Here is a 17,549-nt window from a genome sequence, read left to right as displayed (position 1 = left end):
TCACACATTTTGTATTAGTTGGACCACCGCAGGATGCTAACGTAAGGACATACACGCATTCGCAAAGCTGACTACAATCACCCTCATACCGTTTGTTGCATTGCTCGAGTGCGCGCTCGGTCACCTCATCCTTGATCTTGCCTCTGGCCTTGTCGCGAAGCCATCCCGGCCACTTTGAGCCACCACACATGCAGCCACCAGGGGCCAATCCAAGGCGGCGTGGAAAATGTCGGCACTGACTTCCATCAACTTGGGGTAGCCGAGCACTGCGGACCGTCGTCGCGTCGCGGGAGCGCATCCGACTCAATATCCTCGAGGATACTTTTGGCGGTATCCCTCCATCCAGCATCACGCATAGCAGAGATTCGCCCTCTCAAAGCGCCCAAGAAGTGCGAATCTGCGCGGACATCGTAAGTGCCCATCGCCTGGATCGCTAATACAAGCTGCGCTATGTCTCGAGTATCCAGGTCCGACCCCGGAACCCTCAATCTTGATCGAAGCACTTCGACGGCGTCTCGCCCCCCAAGTGCGAAGCAATCCGCAAGATAAAGGGCCGGCGGGTGAATCACCTGGCTCCCGTAGAAAAATATATCCACCTGTTCATCAAGAGGATAGTTTCGAAAAGTACGCATGCGATTGCTCGCTGAGTGATCTAAGAAGAACGCTTTCGCATCTCCCGCCGATGTTGTGAACCCAGATGCGCTGAAGGTCATGCAGAAAACCACAAGAAAGTTGAAAGTGAGCGCTCGCATCAACTATCTCCCTCGGCGCATATACATGGATGCTCGCGATTTCAATTCGGTAACCGCGTAGATTTTCAGCTCATCCGCAGCGATCCGCTCGATCCGCTCGATCCGCTCGATTCGGATCATGTTGCACATGACGTCGTAGACGTAACGGGCACTCTCCCCGGCATCGTTGGTGACCGTGACCAGACCCCCGTTGGCGCCATAGACGTAGGTGGTGGCGTCGACGGCGGCGGAAGCGAAGAGAAGACAGGCGGCAAAGGCCAGCCACGAAGAGAGCATCCTGCACGCGCGGCGAGCACGCGTCCGTTGCAAAGTCATGCGCAGGTCCCCTGAGGCCGACGCCTGCCGGCCTGCTGTTCCAGTCGTCGATAGCCCCCTGAAGCCCGGCCCCTCTGCGGAAGGTACTGTAGGAGACGGTGACTTCGCAAGTTGATACGCATGTCACGAAATCCCGCGTCAGAAGCCCGTCAGATCACGAGACCTTGTTCTCTCAGCCTGTGACGACGTACAAAGCAATCTGAAGATCTCGCGCAGATGACTAGCAGGGCCTCTAACGCCTCTAAGGCGCCTTACCAGACAGAATCGTTACCAAAAGTTTCGCCGACTCTTCGGAGTCCGCACCAATATCAAGGGATGTTCCTTGGAACGGGCCCGAAATATACGAGCTGACAACGATCTTTCCATCGAGAAGAACGAGGTTCTGCCGGGACTGGCCCTTAGGCACACTTCTCAACGCATCGTTGAAGAGCTTTTCTATAGAACTGCCATCTGCGGCATTTATTTCTAGGGCGACGAAACTCGATTCGGCGAACTTGTCGAACTCAACGATAGCGTTGAGTGGGACGATCGCGACGCTCGCACTACTATCCGTGCATCGCTCGTCGACGCGCCCCGCCGAGAATCGCGGATCCCAACCGTGCGACGTCTTGTGCGACTGCGGGGTTGTCGCATCGCAAACAAGAGCGATCTCTAGCCTTTGCGACCGCTCATGTGCAGGCTGAGGGGAAGATGTGCCCGCCTGCAACGCTGATGCAAAAGCCACGGCCGCCATCATTGCCACACCCACAAGCCCAAAATCTCTAATCTTTGATGTCACGTTGATATGTCTCCTGAATTTGGCGCTGCACGCGCCTGGCGTTTATGGCTTGAGTGGCAGCGTCCATAGCATCGAACTGATCTGCTGATGCAACATCGCTTGGGGCACCGGGATCAATATCCCGAGAGGGGCGACATGCGTGGCCATATCGTAAGCGCGACATCGTCATCAGCTAGGCTGCCGAAGTAGCTCCTTGACGACTTTGTGGCCTACCTCGCTGCTGTATAGCTGCAATGTCTTCGCCAGAATCTGACCCGCACCCCGGGCCACGACTCTGCGCTTTTTATACATATGTCCACGAACGCGTTTCGACACTTCGTCAAACTCGATAATGTCAATATCGGATCGCGAAACACGCGACAACGAAATCTTCCATGGCCCCAATCTGGACGTCACCAGGAGTTCCTCCGCGTCGGCGATGATTTCTTGGCGTACCAGGAACACCCAAACGTTGTAGCCCAAGAGTGCGCACATAGGCAGCAACCACATTTCAACTGCTGCCGCATCAGCCTTTCGGTCCAGCGTGTCGAAAGACAACAGACGGAACAAATGCCACAGCCACACCGACGCGAAGGCAACCAGCGCCAACGTTGGCAGAAGTCGCTCATTCCCAGGGCGGACCACGATCCGTACGGAACCGTCATCCCAGACAAATGAAACGTGTGATCTCGAAACGGACACAGTCAGAATCTCTGCCCGAAGCCGAACCCGATCGCTCCGTGCTCTCCGATAAGGCTGCCGCCCCCGTGAATGTTGAAGCCAACCTCATCGCACGATTTAAACGAACCACCGCCAAATTCGAGCCCACCCATATAGGGAATCTCCGGCCCTAGGCTTGCCTCAACCGCGCTAGTCGGCTTGAAGTGCGGGTCGCTGCTCAAGATCTCCGTGCCATAGATATACCTAGCGTTGTTCGACGCGCCGCCGACGCTGCCCATTAAGACGCCCATCGTCCCGGAATAGACGCCGTCCGAGGGGTTATACCCGAGAAGACCGACCGCCTCGGCGCCTCCATGGGCCACGGGAGACGCGCTTCCGTCGCAGGCCAGACCGATAACCACGAAACGGCGCCCTCGTGCCGCATCCGGCCTAGTGGGCGCTCGGCCGTCACGCGCGGCCACCGGTAACACAAGGATAACCAGGAGCAGCGCGGCGGGGGCACGCGCAGGCCGAGCGATGGTAGAACCCGAGTCACGAGCACGCTTCCGATGCGAAGTCATGTAAAACCCCTGTGGCCGATCCCTACCGGCGCCCCTGAATGCTGGCGACCCTACTCCATGGCTCACTTGGGACGCAAGGCTGCAGAGGTAGGCGCGCCTCAGATCAGGTCGTCGAGTTCCGGGTGGTCCTCATACAGCGGATCCATGAGTTCGGTCTGTATCGCGCCGATGGCTAGTCCAACGCCTCTCTCGATTTCCTGAAAATCCTCGTCCGAACAGGATGCCTGCACTGTGCGAAGGAGAGTAGATAGCCCGATAATCGCACTCAGCGAAGCCGCGTGAACTCGTGCTGCCGTTTCTCTGGCCATTTTGAGCACCCCCTTCGCGGCATTTCTAGTTGCATGCGCAGAGCCATCTGCCCCGTCCAAGACCTACCGGCGTAAAGTGCAATCACAGGTTCTGAGATCCGTTGCCGCCAAGATTGAGCAATCTGCCCTATGTAGGAACCGATTCATCGGCGAAGGGTGCTAGCAACAAGGAAGCTATCGCATGAGTTCACTCTCCGCAGAACACTACCTCCTCGACATAAAGCTCCGCCGAGACCGGGTCCCATCCTTCGACACCTACCCCTTCTCGCTCCCCGCCGTAAAGGAACTCGGCACGCTGAAGCTCCACCCCAAAGTCACCTTCATCGTTGGCGAGAACGGCAGCGGCAAGTCAACGTTGCTGGAGGGAATCGCTACCGCCTGGGGATTCAATCCCGAGGGCGGAACGAAGAACTTCAACTTCGGGACGCGCCGGTCGCATTCGGAGTTGCACGCGCTTCTTACACTTGGGAGGAGCGTGAAGCGGGCGAAGGATGGCTTTTTCCTTCGGGCCGAGAGCTTCTTTAACGTCGCCACAGAGATTGAGGAGCTTGATAAAGGCCCAGGCGGTCCACCGATCATCAACTCCTATGGATTTAAATCCCTCCACGAACAGTCACATGGCGAGTCGTTTTTCGCCTTGATCATGAAGCGATTCGGCGGGAACGGCCTTTATATCCTCGACGAGCCTGAGGCAGCGCTTTCGCCTTCGCGGCAGCTGGCCATGCTCGCGCGAATCCATCAGCTCGTGGGGATGAAGTCGCAGTTCATCATTGCAACGCATTCGCCAATATTGATGGCGTATCCGGATGCGGACCTCTACCAGATCGATGATTCGGGTTTGATCCAGACGGCCTATGAGGAGACTGAGCACTTCCTGGTGACGAAGGACTTTCTAGGGAATCCGGCGCGGCATTTGGCGCTGCTACTAGAATGAGTCGACACCGGACACGGCTATTCGCCGCGTCCGATAAGCAACGAGAATACAGCGGCCATAACCGAAAAAAAGCCAACGAGCACCGCCATCGCTGCGAAGAACCAGAACACCACCACCAGGAAATGCCATTCGGCGCCCAAGGAGATGAAAAGCAAAAGCCCGGAAATGACTCCGAAGAAGAAGGCATAAAGCGCGGTACGCGCCAGTCGTTTACGCGAGATCATTTCCACTCCATCCAGTTGCTCGCCACATCAGAAAGACCCACCTTCCGACGTGCGCCTCCTGAGAAGCTCCACGTAAGCGTCGTTCTGCGAGTCGCTATAACCGAGTAGGCTCCCCTGCATCCGTTCCATCTCCTCCGACCAGCCGTCCCGATGAAGGGCTTCCATTAACAGGAGGTATGCTTCTATCCGCCACGCCTCGGAAGGAAGTGAATACAATACGTCGCGACATGCGTGACCAGATCGTAAGGACGCACTCTCCCGCTTTACCAAACGACCCGAAGATACGTAAGGGGCGAAGATTTCTTCCGGAACGACGCCGTTATCCGGCACATCCGGCATGTCATCGACGAATGCTGCCAGCGGCTTCACGCCAGCGAGCATGAGTCGTAGCTCCCTACGGGTATGAACCGTATAAGGCAACTGGTCCAGATACGACCAGGGTCTGAGCCAGCCATCGAGAAGTATCTTGGGGGCACTCAGATCGAATCGAGCGACGATGCTCTCGATGTCGCCAGAAGACAGCGGAATCGGATCACCCGCGAACAACCGGTCGCCAACCACCATCGCAAGTAGCTCATCGCTTCTTTCGGCTTCAACGAACAGAATTTCGGCGATCTCTCCGGTGGTTCCGTCCGTGAGCTCGATTACGTACTTCGCCACTGCGTTCTCCGTCCCAGTCACGGCCTTACCTTCAAAGCAGCAGCGACTCGGCATCAAGACATTCGACAAATTCTCGTTCCGGTCTTCCGATTGGGAACAGAGTAAGCAAAACGTCAACCGGCCTCAGCGAGAGACGAGAGACCTTCCTTGCTCCGTGGAGTGGCCCTCGAGCCGCGACACATCGTCGCTGCAACCTTATTGATCGTTAACTGATGTCCCTGCCCCCGACCCCGCTTCAGTGAGTTCCGAGATCGTCAGATTCGCGACCGACGCTTCCAGGGTTCCCGAGGGCGAGAATGCGATCTTCAGCATTTTCTTTTGCGCTACGGTCGACAGACTGGCTTCATACACTTTGAGCGTGTCATCCGCCTTTTGGATGTCGAGAGCGAAGTCGTCGATACCCGACATCTCAATGATGCATGGAACGAGACCGGCGTACTCCGGCAGCCCAAGGAAGTTGGCATTCACGTCTGTAATTCTGATTTCGACGTGCCTCCGCATGGGTTTCCACACCAGGGAATCGATCATGCAGTCATGAAGGTCGCCTTTCCGATCAAGGTACGTGACCAGATCATCATCTTGTGTCAACTCCAGACCGAACTGTGCCCATTCGCGGACTTCGCTATTGGGATCTGAAAGGAGTTTGTCGAGCGTTTCGACGACTTCCGGTAAAGGACCCAGGTGACCCAGCGAAAAGGCGGCCATAGCTCGAACGTCAGCCTCCGAATCATTGGCTGACTCAAGAAGAACCTGCATGCTCTCCTCAGCGTGCAGGTGCCCCAGGCTCGCAATGGCAGTGGCGCGAACTTCGAACGAGGGATCATGGACGGCTAAGTCCACGAGCTTTGGTATGGATTCCAAGCGAAATGGATACGTAGGCGTTCCGAACTGCCCCAGCGTAAACGCAGCGATTTCACGAACGAACTCGCGCAAGTCGTCGCACCTGAGAAGAACGTGGTCAAACGCCTTTCGCTCTCCTCGCACGTGTAACTCACGCGCGACGGCCGTTCTCACGACAGTGTCCTCGTCTTCGAGCATGAGCAGCAATGCGTCGGACGGGTACGACCGCAGAGCTTCGAACACCAGCAATCTCACCGTCGAGCTCGAAACATCATCATCGATCATCTGGATCCTCCATCATCGCCCGAATGCTGGTCTCCGTACGTCGTCACGGCGCTGGAACCGAGTGGCCGGACACGTGATAACTCCTTGATACACACATCTTCATCCTTAAAAGCGCCACTGACGGCGAACCGCCGGCGCGTGATCATGACAGTCGCTCAACCACAGCTGTCCGTCCCTTCGAATCCCTTGGGGTTCGCCATCCAACCCTCTAGACCCCGCGCATTCCTTACCCGGACCCACCAAACAAACGTCGGTCGCGACTCAACCTTAAGGAAGCCGGTAAACGATGCGTTGCCGAAACTGTCCTCCGGCATATCAATCTCATCGTCGTAAAACTTTCCGTGGTACCAGAAGCGGTCGTAGGCCTCGCCCATGGGATACAGGGTGAGCAGGGCGTCGCCCGGCTTTAGCGACAACTCCGGTTCCGTACCTCCATCGCGATAGCCCAGTGTGACGGCCTGGATGACCCTCGTCACGCCGGGCTTAATGGTGATGACAATGCCGCGCTGCGCTTGGACCGTGTCACCGGGCTTCACCGAAAAGACGACCTTCGCCCCAGGAGTGGTCGATGCCACGGCCGCTGTAGCTCGGGTGGCCCGCCATGGTCCATAGTGACAGCACTCAAAGGTGCATGCGTTCTGAGCTACATAGGGCATCGGGAGAGAATCGGGCGCGCTTACGTGCGGCACCGGAGAGGGGCCTGCGGATTGCGTCGACGTTGCCAAAAGCATATGAAGCAGGACAATCATTTCCCTTGATCCCCGGAGGCGGCTGTCTGCCGCGCCACATCGTCCCTAGAAGCTCCGCCATCGTCAACCGGCCGTCCCAAGGGCCGGCCATCGGCATCAGCAGAGAGTCCAACGCGAGTCGATTTGATTCCCTGTCGGCCGCCGGCGAATCCCGAGCTGTCGGCTCAAGCCGAATCGTCTTTATCGAGGTCATAAAGTTCGCGACGTAACGAAGGTATCAGCAGGAAAACTGACTCCCCGAACCACTGCGCGGCGTGCTCCTTGCCCTTACCGAGCAAGGAATCCATGCGCAATCGAATCGGCACATCCGCCCTGATGCCGTTGTGTACGGTGTAAACGCAGAGGTGTCTTCGACCTTCGTCATACTCGACAAAGAAGCTATTGGTCAGAATATCATTCTCATTCAATATGTTGGCCTTAGATCTTAGTAACGACGCCGGTGGTGGGGGATGAACTTTTAGGTCGGAGCATATTCGGCCGAATCGACCATTCCGACAGCTGTAGCCGCCCCATCGCTGCCATCTACGATGTCGAGAAGGTGGGCCGTCGATCCCTGCGAACAATTCATCGACAGCTCTCTCCGCGCTTTGCCTCCACATTCAGGGAACAACGTAGAAGCCCTGTGGCATCCAGTCACCTCACCGAAGGCGTTCACCCTACCGGAGCCCCCAAATCTTGCATGCGACCAAACCGACCACAAACGCTCCGACCAGAATTAGTGGGTTGAAAGCAGCGTCGACGAGCCGCGGCCACTCCGCAATGAGACCGATGGTAAAAAGAAGGCCGCCTATTACGACTGTAAATTTTGCAGCGGCCCACATCAAACGTACGTTCGTCGCTTGCCCTCACACCTATTTCAACTGGAAGAAGAAATACGGAGTCCTTGGCTACGTCAGCCGCGGCGCCTCCGTCAAGATGAACTATGGGTGCGTGAGGCCACTACCGCTCGATAGCCTGACTCAGAAGATCAACAGTATCGAAAGCTCTTGCCAGGACTAAATCATCGTCCCAGGCGCCATCTGTCGAAGCCATAAAGATCAGCCATGCTTTGATCGCTTCATACTCCTCACTAGTCATACCAACCCAAAGAAGCTTGAACCGATCGCTCCAATACGTTTCGTCAGGACCGGCGTCCAACATCTGGAATATCGGCGAGACAAATAAGGGAGTGACACGACTCCTGTGCATGGCAAGAACCATAAACTGAGGTATGTAGTACCGGAACGACCCTGGTGTCATCGCGTACAGCGCGTCCGCATGCTCCTGGAGAAACGCCCAGTCAAGATCCTGCCGCAAACGGCGACCGACTTGTTCAGCATCCTGCCTGTCGCTAATCAGCGGACGAGAAACGTCGCAGATCACACTCGGTCGATTTCTGCATTTGAAGGCTGCGTAGATCTGATCGACGATGCTCATCATTGATCCAATTCAGGTCATCGAGTTACAGGCGATCCACACGCGGCGACGATCATTTCCCTTGATCCCTTGGAAGCGGCACTCCGCCGCGACAGATCGTCGCCGCAAGCCTCGCCATCGTCAACTCAGGTGCTTTTCGTTCTTTGGACCGACTGCCAGCTGAGCCAAACAACGAACACGACGACTTCAGTATTCACGCATTGGCGTGCTAGGACCGAATAACCGCCGCAACCCGATGACTCCGAGTCCCGTAGCACAACCGCCCATGGCGAAGGGAAGCCAGCCGAGCATCAGAAGGTCGGCTAACCGCCTGCCGATCGGCACGCCCAGTACTTCTTCTCCGTCCATAGACCAAAGCATGCTGAGGCCTATGGCAAGCATGAGGAGGCTACCGAGCCCGAACTTGAGTTCGAAGCTGGCAGTGCGCCCCACCCGGAATATGTTGTTGGGAGTCCACAAGCGAGTAGCGAATGCGGCGACTGACGCTGGAAATACTGGACAAACCCAGAAGAAGTAGATCGCCGTGAGATCGGGGAAATCGGAGCCTAGAGCCCAATGGCGCGCAGGAATGATGGAGACGTCGTCCACGACTGCGTTCAGGCTCTCCCATGCCGAGTCGTTGCACGAGGCGAGATACGTTGCCATCGCTGCAACAACGCTGGTAAGAATGATCACGCCGACGAGCAGGCGATACACCACACGTTCTCTATCCGTCATAGTAGCCACTCAATCGTATGATCCCCTGGAGACGGCACTCGGCCGCGGCACAGCGTCGTCGCAACACTCGCCATCGTCAACTCAGGCGCTGTCCGTTCTTTGGACCTCCTCCCAACTGAGTCCTGCATGCGCCTCAGCCGTGCTGTGGGCTGGGGCACATCGTCACCGTAGCCAGAGCTTCCGAATCCATACTCATCGGCGAACCTCCGCCTCGTTACCACATGCTACGGGGATCATCACCGGGCAGCGGAACATGGTCGGCAGGGATGACCCACCCCATCTTGCGTACGAGAACAGGAATGGCACGCTTGGCGACCTCTACCCTCACGACCGCAATGATGTCCTCCACGTCGTCGTAGTCGCTGCGGAAGGTCAGCCTGGGCAACTTGTCGCCTTCACCCGTAAACAGCTTGTAGTGGCGGACGACCGCGCCTTTGTAGTCGACGTCCTTGCAACGCACGCTTGTGATCTCGTCCCACCTAACCCGGCCAGAGCGGAAGCCAAACAACGATCGCGCCATACCGTCCGGCGTGAGGACGATATCCTGAGTGATGGCAAGCGCGGGTAAAACGAGGACGGACACAAGTCCCAGTGCCACCGAAAACTTCCCAAGGACGTGCAACCAGTCGTCGGTCCGCCTGACCTCGCCCCTTGCCATAGCCAAAGCGAGAATCAGCGCCACGAAGACTATGCCTCGAATCATGACCTTGCATTCGCACTCGAAAACGCGCTCCTGTGTCGTCATGCAGATGCAATCGTCCTGAAGGTGACTTCGCGGCGCGTAATCGTCACCCCTGACATATCAGCGCAGAGGGCAATCAGCGCGTCGAACTTACTCAAGTATCCGGGAAGGCTACTCGTTCCTCGCGGAACTGCGGGAACGCATATCCACTCTATGTCCGAATAGTTCACCGGGCCCGAACCGAAGCCCGGATCTCGCAGCCCATAATCCGTGAACGCATCGGGTCGATTTGGCGTCCATTGCTCATAGACTGACCTGTCGTTCCGGTATTTGACACAGACATCAAGGCGCACACCCGGCGCATCGTCCGCATCCATGAGTGCCTGCAAGAACGACTGGATGGCCTCGACGTTAGGTGTAAACACGTCTGGGCTCTCGCCCCTTTCCGGGTCCGACCTGGATATTTCGAACACCACGTCGAGCCCGAGGTCTTCGAGATCATTCAGTAGCGCGGAGGGAACCGTGCCAGCGACGCTCGCCCCGATCGGATGGCAAATGTGAAGCTCTGCGGTGCCGCCCGCCCCTCTCACCCGGGCGAACACGTCCCGCAAATAGCCCAGGCCCGTCGCGCACGCTTCCAGAGCATCCTCCAACGCGAGGCCCCTGCCCTCGAACAAGTCAAACTGCGAGTGCGAGTTCGACTGAAATCTACCCAGGTGCCGTCCTTCCAGACTGAAGGCGTGGTCGCCCTTTCCCCAATGAAAGTCAGCGCGCGGCCCGACTGCGCGCTCGAAGTCGTCGACCTTCAGGAGTGTGCTCGTCAAATGCAGGCTGCTTGTCACTGTCATTCATGTATCCCAGCAGGACGATCTCATCGCCGCAAAACTTTCCGTGGTACCAAAAGCGGTCGTAGGCCTCTCCCATGGGGAACTCACTTCTAGCTACTCGCGGCCTAGACGACGCTCTCTAACCTGCAAGAGGGCACCTACAAGCCCAACGACCATTCCACCACCGAAGAGACCCCCTGACGTCCGCATCTCACCATCGGTGTAGTAAACGACTACACCGTGATTATTCCTGGGATTGACATGCCCACTCTTCTCATCAGGCTTTCGAGGAAGCGTTTGCTGAAATTCATACTCGGCCACCATAAAGCCCGCGCCACCGAGAAAGGCGCAGATGAAACACAGACGAATGACGTACTTCATGGCGGTCCTAAGCGTTACGCAGGATGGAGGCTGCACGGGTTTCGCGATCAGTTACTGTGGATCCCGCCATTAGTTCGAACCACCCGTACGACCATGAGAAGACGCCGAAGAATCGCCAAGCACGCGAACATCCGTCGGTCTAAGCGCAATGTGATGCTCATGCTCAAAGTCTAGATTGGTAATGATTTCCCCAGATACGCCGACATCGCCAGGACCCTTATCCGAGGTCACGCGGAGCATCTTGTTCAACGAAGCCAGGTCGATAGCGGCAGCGCCGACAAAAATGCTCCCGCTGACATGAGCAATCCACGAAGGTTGGTTATCACATCGATATCCCAGCCGTTCGGGATAGTCCGCATGTTCGAAACGTAAGACGACGTAGCCGTCATGTCGAACCCGACAATGCGTTCGCCCACCGGAAGCCTGACGCCGCTGAAGTCCAGAGAGTACTCGGCCACCGAGAAGTCGGTTGCCTCGCCGAGCGGAGTCCATCCGTCATTTCGCGACAGGTATTTTTCGCGTGGACCGCCCGCTACGCCGATCCAGAAGCGATACGTATGGTTTGGACCTCCCTCGTCCACCTCCTCGATAACTCGGGCGCGATCCTCGTCAGTCTCCTCTTCCTCCGAAACGCGGAAGTAATTGCTCAAGATGACGGGAACGCCGAGATCCTTCAGTTGTTCGACCAGATCGTGTGGCATATAGATCGTCGATGACGGTGCTCGATGAAAGCAACCGATCCACCAGTACACCTGGTCGGACTCGACGTAGCTTCCGAGACGTTCCCGGGCAGGTAACATGCGCTCCACGGTGAAGCGGAGCGCGTCCTCCAGTGACGACCACGTCCGGCAGCTCCCGTCCTCAGGTTCCGGAAACTCCCAGCGTTGCAGGTCGACCGCCGGCCTCCAACGGGTCGCACGCCAGGTCATGTGTCTACGTTCGCCGCGCACGCCCAATGCTGAGTCAATGGCATCGAAGTCGAGCACACTGCCGTCAATACGTAGCACGCATGAATAATCGGCATCCGCGACCACCACGCGTCCTCCGTCGGGTAGACCCGACGGCGAGGGCGATTCACCCGAACTCATTCGCCCCCCGGAATAACTTCGGTCTGCGACGACATAGCCAAACTGGCGTAAAACAGGACAATCATTTCCCTTGATCCCGGAAGCGGCCGTGGACCGCGAGATATCCTCGCCGCAAGGCTATCCATCGTCAACTGCTCAGCCCTCCCCCTCCTGGGCCTCCTCCCAGCAAAGCCGCGCATGTGCCTCTGTGGCGCACCTTACGCCTGCCTGGGTAAGTGCTCCGATTGCCTCAAGCCCCAATGCCATTCGAAGGCAGTTTACCGACTCGGCTTGATGAAGCAGATCAGCGAGCAACTCCGTGATGCCGCGCGAGGATTGCAACCACTCGGTGGCATCGTTCAACAGGTCGTGCACTGAGGCATCGGCATCGATCGAGTAGCTGGGACGATGACCTGCCGACCTATCAGTCGATACAGACATCGGATCCTCATTGAGTAAGGCACGCCACTCCCGGGTTGCGGCATGCCGTGCAAGCACGACATGCCGCGAATCATCCTGACTCACAGGTTCATCGACCGCCCGTTAGACGAAACGCGCTGAGGCGTTCCCTTAGCGTGGCCAGAGCTTCAGAATCCACATTCCCCGACGCGCCCTCGCCTCGTCACCACGTGCTACGAGGATAGCGCCATGTCACGATGACTGAATTCTGTCTACTCGACTACCGGCTCAGGAAGGCGCCGAAGATACCGTACGCGGAGATCGAGGAATGGCGCCTCGATAGCGGCATACGTCAGTCGCGATAGCAGGATAGTGACAGGGAGAATAACGACTAGGCCGATCGTCAAAGCCAACAGATGCGGATCGTTTCCTACCGCCATCCGGCTACCGACGAAGGCCACGACGATGGACACGATAATGAAGTGCACCAGATACATTGAAAAGCTGATGGTTCCAAGAGCGGAAAGCAGTCGCGAAACCGGCGCCGGCATGTACCGACACACGGACAAATAGATCGCGATAAAGGCGGCCCACATGAGTCCCTCGACGGTTGGCCAGATCAGCTTCCATGGCGCGTTAGATACGTAGCCATGCCCTTGATTGTATGCAAAGAGAACACCTACGCACACGGCCAGCATGGGGATCATCAGCCAGGGCGACAGCGACCGTCGGGATGCCACGAAGTGCGCGGCCAGGATGCCAAGCAGGAACTCATCGATTCGACCGATGATTGTGAAGTACGGAACATAACGCATGTCACCGCCCGACCCGAAAACGAGTGCCCGAAGCGCGATGGCCGCGAGAATGATAAGCCACAACTGACGGGGTCCTCGGCGAGCGAGGAACACCATCAGGAAAGGAAAAAGAAGGTAGAACTGAAACTCGACCGAAACCGCCCAAAGCGAGTTCGCGAACGGACCGAGGTTGGCCATGGCATGCACCGACCCGAGTGGAATCAGTGTCATGAGCAATGCATCCAGCGAAACGGTACCGCCCGTCAACGCCACGCCCGCGAAAACGATCGCGATGAACATCGGATAGATGCGCAGCAAACGATTCTTGATGAACTTCCAGTAGTCCACCTCCGAGCCAATCGCGGCGCGCGCGAGAACGAAGCCACTCAACACCATAAAGAGGCCGACAGCGGTATGCCCCTCGGTGATCAACGCGGAAAGCGGATTCGGGCTGATCACCCAGTCCTGGTAGGGGTCGAACGGAGCATCATGGATCAGCTTCGCGGATATCAACTGAAACGCGTGATACACAACGATCCACGATGCCGCAAAGGCACGGATATGGTCGAGCCCTGGCTCGTACCTTTGATTCTTGCTTTCCAAGACAGCCCCTAAGTATTCGATACGTACCGCAAGAAAAAAGACGGCACCCTATGGGCGCCGTCTTCACGCAGCCTTACTTGGCCTGAGGAGCCGTCCACTCCTTCAACCACGCATTCACCGTCTCATGCCACTGCACGCTGTTCTGCGGCTTGAGTACCCAATGGTTCTCATCCGGGAAGTGCAACAGCTTGCTCGGGATGCCACGACGCTGCAGCGCGGTGAACGCGCCCAAACCCTGCGTTTCCGGAATGCGGAAGTCCTTGCCGCTGTGGATGACGAGCATCGGTACGCGCCAGTCCTTCACGTGGTTTATCGGATTGAAGCGCTCGTAGTTTTCCGGATGGTCGTACTGCGTACCACCGTTTTCTTTCTCTTCGAACCAGAGCTCTTCCGTGTCGTAGTACATGGCGCGTGCGTCGAAGACACCATCGTGGTCGACGAGGCACTTCCACGGCTGGTTCCATACACCGGCGATCCAATAAACCATGTAGCCGCCGTAGCTTGCACCAAGGGCGCACGCGCGATCGCCATCGAGGAAGTTGTACTTGGAAAGCGCAGCACTCCAGCCGAGCTTGAGGTCTTCAAGCGGCTTGCCGCCCCAGTCACCCGAGATGGCGTCGGTGAACTTCTGACCATAACCGGTGGAACCGTGGAAGTTCACCGTGACCACAGCGAAGCCCTGCCCTGCGTACGTCTGGGCGTTCCAGCGATAGCTCCAGCTGTTGGTCATCGCACCTTGCGGACCACCGTGGATGACGAAGGCGACCGGATAGGTCTTACCCTTCTTGTAGCCCACCGGTTTGACCACATAGCCCTGCACGGTGTCGCCGTTCGCACCCTTGAACGTGTAGAACTCGAAGTCGCCGGTCTGTGCGCTCTTGATGCGCTTGGCGTTGAAATGGGAGACCTGCTTCAGGCTCTTGCCGTTCGTACCGGCCGTATACAGATCGGCCGGGTGCTTCAGGTCGTCGCGCGTCAGAAGCATCTTGTTGCCGCTGATCGAGTACCCGCTGACCGAGCCGTCGGTTACCAGCGTGGTCGCCTTGCCCGTCGCCACGTCGATGGCGAACAGCGGATGCTGGCCGTTGTCGTCCGTGGTCGTGTAGAGGGTCTTGCCATCTGCCGACACCGTGAGGGTTCCGGCGGAGCGGTCCCACGAAGGATCGATTTCGTGCTTCGAGCCCGAGGCGATGTCCAGCGCCCAGATGCCGAAACGGTCAGCTTCCGAGCCGGGATCTTTCATGGCCGTATAGAAGAGGGTCTTGCCGTCCGGCGACACCACGGGGTTCGCATCCCATGCCAGGTTGTCGGCCGTGAGATTCGTCGGAGCCGAGGACCCATCGGCAGGCACGCTATAGACATCGAAGTTGGTCGACCACGGTTCGGTCTTGCCGGCAATGCGTGCATCGAAGTACACGGTCTTGCCGTCCGGCGAGAAGGTGAACTCGTCTTCCCCGCCGAAAGGCTTGCTCGGCACGTCGCCGTCGATACCCTTGCTCAGCAGCACCGGCTGCGAGGCGTTATTGGCGTCAGCAATGTAGAGCTGGTTACGACGGCCGTCGGCCCAGGTATCCCAGTGGCGGGCGAAGAGCTTGTCGTAGACGGTGCCTGTCGACTTGTCCTTCTCGCGACCGTCGAGGCGCTCCTTGGTGCAGGCCAGGTCGGCGCAGTCGGTAAAGACCTCGTAGCTCAGGAGCAGCTTCGAGCCGTCCGGCGAAAGCTTGAACGAGCCGACATCGAGCGGGGCCGTGGTTACGGCATCGCCCGTACGGACGGTCAGGGCCAGGCCCTTGGCGTTATCGGCGTCGAAAGCGCGATGCCAGACCTGGGCCACCCCATCCTTCGGCGCCGAATAGAAGATGGACTTACCATCCGGCGCCCAGCGCGGCGACGAACCCTTTTCAACTACCTTGACCGGCTGGGGCGGCTTATTGAGGTCCATCACATAGATGGAGGTCACGCCCTTGTTGGCGGCGTAATCCGTGGCGCGCACGGTAAAGAGCGCATAGCGCCCATCCGGCGACAGCTGCGGATCCCCGACGCGGTCCATCATGACCAGGTCGCGGATGGAGAAAGGATGCGGGGCGGCGCTATCGGCGTCGGCGGCCAGGACGGGGCCGGACGCCAGCGCGAGGGCCAGCGCGGCGAGAAGTGGTTTCATGGGGGCTCCCTTGGGGTTGTGCTGGGGGAGGACGGTACGGGGGTGTAAGCCGGGGTGCAAGCGAATGTCTTTTTAAAGACGTGCGTCACGCTTTCTACGTGCACCCGCACGCCGGAATTCACATTGGTACGAAACGTGCTGAACGTCGCCGGTCACAGGGGAACCTTTATATGTCCAACAGCCGCGTCTCAGCAGGCTTCACCTTGATCGAACTCATGATCGTCGTGGCGATCATCGCGATCCTGTCTGCCATTGCCATCCCGGCGTATCGGGATTACATCGTGCGCACGCAGGCCTCGGAGGGCTTCATCGTTGCCTCTGGCGCTAAGGCGGCGATCTGGGACTTTCTCACCGACAAGGGACAGTACCCGTCTTCGAATGAGTCGGCCGGACTTCCTACTGCCGCATCGATGACTGGCAAGTACGTGTCGTCGGTCAAGATCGAAGACACCGGCATCATCACGGTGAAGTACGCGATGGCCGAGACCAACGAAAACCTTCGTACATCCACGCTGCAACTTTCTCCGATCAACACCGGCGGGACTATTTCCTGGGCATGTAACGGGACGATCGACCCACGATTCTTACCCACCGCCTGCCGAAAAAGCTGACCTTAAATGTCACGATGTGACCCTCTGCGTCACCCCAAGAGTCACTTCCAACCCACTGAATCAGCGAAATTTTCCTGTTGATCTGCAAGCGTGACAGGATGCACAATCCCAGCACCGGCAAATATGAGGCAATACGCCGGTCGCGGGAGCCATGGCATATTCAGTGCAGGCTTTGCGGCGAGCTTCCTGGTCGTTCCTGACCAAAGGCAAGTGAGGGAGCGTCTGACCCCGGTTACGGGTGAGGTGCTAGGGCTCAGGGGGCGTCACTTTTTTTTCGGTTAGTCAACACCAACGAGGAAACTCCATGAAGAACGTCCAGAAGGGCTTCACGCTCATCGAACTGATGATCGTGGTCGCCATCATCGCGATCCTGGCTGCTATCGCCATCCCGCAGTACCAGAACTACATCATCCGCACCCAGGTGTCGGAAGGTATGAACCTCGCTGACGGTGCCAAGACGGCCGTTGCTGAGTACTACAACAACAAGGGCACGTGGCCGACGCAGAACGGCTCCGCCGGCCTGGCCACCGACATTTCGATCCTGGGCAAGTACGTTTCGAAGGTCAATGCGGCTGGCGGCATCATCGTTGCCACATTCAGCAATACGGCCCCGCAGGAAGCCAACCTCAAGATCAACGGGAGCGTCATTGTCCTGTCGCCCTATGACAACGGCGGCACCATTGCCTGGAACTGCAAGGCGGCTAGCACCGGCGCGGGCAGTAAGGGCACGTACGTTGCCGACCAGTTCCTGCCGACCGCTTGCCGCAAGTAAGGCAAGCTGCGGGACTGAAAAAAGGGGCCGGCTTCCGGCCCCTTTTTCATGGTC

At 57.8% G+C, this 17,549-nt stretch carries 21 protein-coding genes; 3 read left to right on the top strand and 18 right to left on the bottom strand.

Annotation, left to right across the window (positions count from 1 at the left end):
- Positions 1-755 precede the first annotated feature (755 nt).
- The 5 genes from HB634_RS05300 to HB634_RS05280 form a co-directional block, all read right to left on the bottom strand.
- Positions 756-1,067 carry a hypothetical protein gene (locus HB634_RS05300; RefSeq protein ID WP_063572641.1) on the bottom strand — a complete coding sequence of 104 codons (312 nt, stop codon included), beginning with the start codon at positions 1,065-1,067 and terminating at the stop codon, positions 756-758.
- A gap of 241 nt (positions 1,068-1,308) precedes the next feature.
- Positions 1,309-1,845, bottom strand: a complete 537-nt coding sequence (locus tag HB634_RS05295; protein WP_063572640.1) for a hypothetical protein — start codon at positions 1,843-1,845, stop codon at positions 1,309-1,311.
- 168 nt (positions 1,846-2,013) lie between these two features.
- Positions 2,014-2,433, bottom strand: a complete 420-nt coding sequence (locus HB634_RS05290; protein WP_063572639.1) for a hypothetical protein — start codon at positions 2,431-2,433, stop codon at positions 2,014-2,016.
- Positions 2,434-2,528: 95 nt separating this feature from the next.
- Entirely contained in the window at positions 2,529-2,906 is a 378-nt protein-coding gene (locus HB634_RS05285) for a hypothetical protein (RefSeq protein ID WP_157504112.1), read from the bottom strand.
- A gap of 257 nt (positions 2,907-3,163) precedes the next feature.
- The gene (locus tag HB634_RS05280; RefSeq protein WP_213947832.1) at positions 3,164-3,373 is read right to left on the bottom strand and encodes a hypothetical protein; all 210 of its coding nucleotides are present in this window, start codon (positions 3,371-3,373) and stop codon (positions 3,164-3,166) included.
- A gap of 181 nt (positions 3,374-3,554) precedes the next feature.
- On the opposite strand from HB634_RS05280, the gene HB634_RS05275 reads away from it, so the two are divergent.
- A complete protein-coding gene (locus HB634_RS05275) occupies positions 3,555-4,307 on the top strand; it encodes an AAA family ATPase (RefSeq protein WP_213947831.1) in 753 nt (250 codons plus the stop codon).
- A 17-nt stretch (positions 4,308-4,324) separates the two neighbouring features.
- Here the strand turns inward: HB634_RS05275 and HB634_RS05270 are convergent, their stop codons facing one another.
- The 13 genes from HB634_RS05270 to HB634_RS05210 form a co-directional block, all read right to left on the bottom strand.
- Positions 4,325-4,531 carry a hypothetical protein gene (locus tag HB634_RS05270; RefSeq protein WP_063571549.1) on the bottom strand — a complete coding sequence of 69 codons (207 nt, stop codon included), beginning with the start codon at positions 4,529-4,531 and terminating at the stop codon, positions 4,325-4,327.
- Positions 4,532-4,558: 27 nt separating this feature from the next.
- Entirely contained in the window at positions 4,559-5,191 is a 633-nt protein-coding gene (locus HB634_RS05265) for a hypothetical protein (RefSeq protein WP_082879003.1), read from the bottom strand.
- 195 nt (positions 5,192-5,386) lie between these two features.
- Positions 5,387-6,316, bottom strand: a complete 930-nt coding sequence (locus HB634_RS05260; protein ID WP_063571550.1) for a HEAT repeat domain-containing protein — start codon at positions 6,314-6,316, stop codon at positions 5,387-5,389.
- 155 nt (positions 6,317-6,471) lie between these two features.
- The gene (locus HB634_RS05255; RefSeq protein ID WP_063571551.1) at positions 6,472-6,891 is read right to left on the bottom strand and encodes a hypothetical protein; all 420 of its coding nucleotides are present in this window, start codon (positions 6,889-6,891) and stop codon (positions 6,472-6,474) included.
- 338 nt (positions 6,892-7,229) lie between these two features.
- A complete protein-coding gene (locus tag HB634_RS05250) occupies positions 7,230-7,472 on the bottom strand; it encodes a hypothetical protein (RefSeq protein WP_063571552.1) in 243 nt (80 codons plus the stop codon).
- Positions 7,473-8,004: 532 nt separating this feature from the next.
- Positions 8,005-8,481: a DUF6714 family protein gene (locus HB634_RS05245; RefSeq protein ID WP_213947830.1), complete on the bottom strand. Its 477-nt coding sequence runs from the start codon at positions 8,479-8,481 to the stop codon at positions 8,005-8,007.
- A gap of 186 nt (positions 8,482-8,667) precedes the next feature.
- Positions 8,668-9,180: a hypothetical protein gene (locus HB634_RS05240; RefSeq protein WP_213947829.1), complete on the bottom strand. Its 513-nt coding sequence runs from the start codon at positions 9,178-9,180 to the stop codon at positions 8,668-8,670.
- Between the two features lie 232 nt (positions 9,181-9,412).
- Entirely contained in the window at positions 9,413-9,943 is a 531-nt protein-coding gene (locus HB634_RS05235) for a hypothetical protein (RefSeq protein WP_213947828.1), read from the bottom strand.
- Entirely contained in the window at positions 9,940-10,728 is a 789-nt protein-coding gene (locus tag HB634_RS05230; RefSeq protein WP_213947827.1) for a hypothetical protein, read from the bottom strand. The genes HB634_RS05235 and HB634_RS05230 overlap by 4 nt, the downstream gene beginning before the upstream one ends.
- Before the next feature lie 93 nt (positions 10,729-10,821).
- Positions 10,822-11,088, bottom strand: a complete 267-nt coding sequence (locus HB634_RS05225; protein ID WP_157503977.1) for a hypothetical protein — start codon at positions 11,086-11,088, stop codon at positions 10,822-10,824.
- 245 nt (positions 11,089-11,333) lie between these two features.
- Positions 11,334-12,125, bottom strand: coding sequence for a hypothetical protein (locus tag HB634_RS05220; RefSeq protein ID WP_213947826.1), 792 nt, complete (start codon positions 12,123-12,125; stop codon positions 11,334-11,336).
- A gap of 701 nt (positions 12,126-12,826) precedes the next feature.
- Complete coding sequence (locus HB634_RS05215; protein WP_063571558.1) at positions 12,827-13,951, bottom strand: acyltransferase; 1,125 nt, start codon at positions 13,949-13,951, stop codon at positions 12,827-12,829.
- Between the two features lie 73 nt (positions 13,952-14,024).
- Positions 14,025-16,112 (bottom strand): S9 family peptidase, encoded by a 2,088-nt coding sequence (locus tag HB634_RS05210; RefSeq protein WP_213947825.1) that lies wholly within the window; start codon positions 16,110-16,112, stop codon positions 14,025-14,027.
- Between the two features lie 170 nt (positions 16,113-16,282).
- On the opposite strand from HB634_RS05210, the gene HB634_RS05205 reads away from it, so the two are divergent.
- Both HB634_RS05205 and HB634_RS05200 read left to right on the top strand, forming a co-directional pair.
- Entirely contained in the window at positions 16,283-16,723 is a 441-nt protein-coding gene (locus HB634_RS05205; protein ID WP_063574377.1) for a pilin, read from the top strand.
- Between the two features lie 304 nt (positions 16,724-17,027).
- Positions 17,028-17,495, top strand: coding sequence for a pilin (locus HB634_RS05200; protein WP_063572586.1), 468 nt, complete (start codon positions 17,028-17,030; stop codon positions 17,493-17,495).
- The last annotated feature ends 54 nt before the right edge of the window (positions 17,496-17,549 follow it).

This window comes from Luteibacter sp. dw_328 (assembly GCF_018449605.1).
Classification (GTDB): domain Bacteria; phylum Pseudomonadota; class Gammaproteobacteria; order Xanthomonadales; family Rhodanobacteraceae; genus Luteibacter.
The sequence above is the reverse complement of the archived record's forward strand: the minus strand, read 5'-3'. Positions and strand labels throughout refer to the sequence as shown.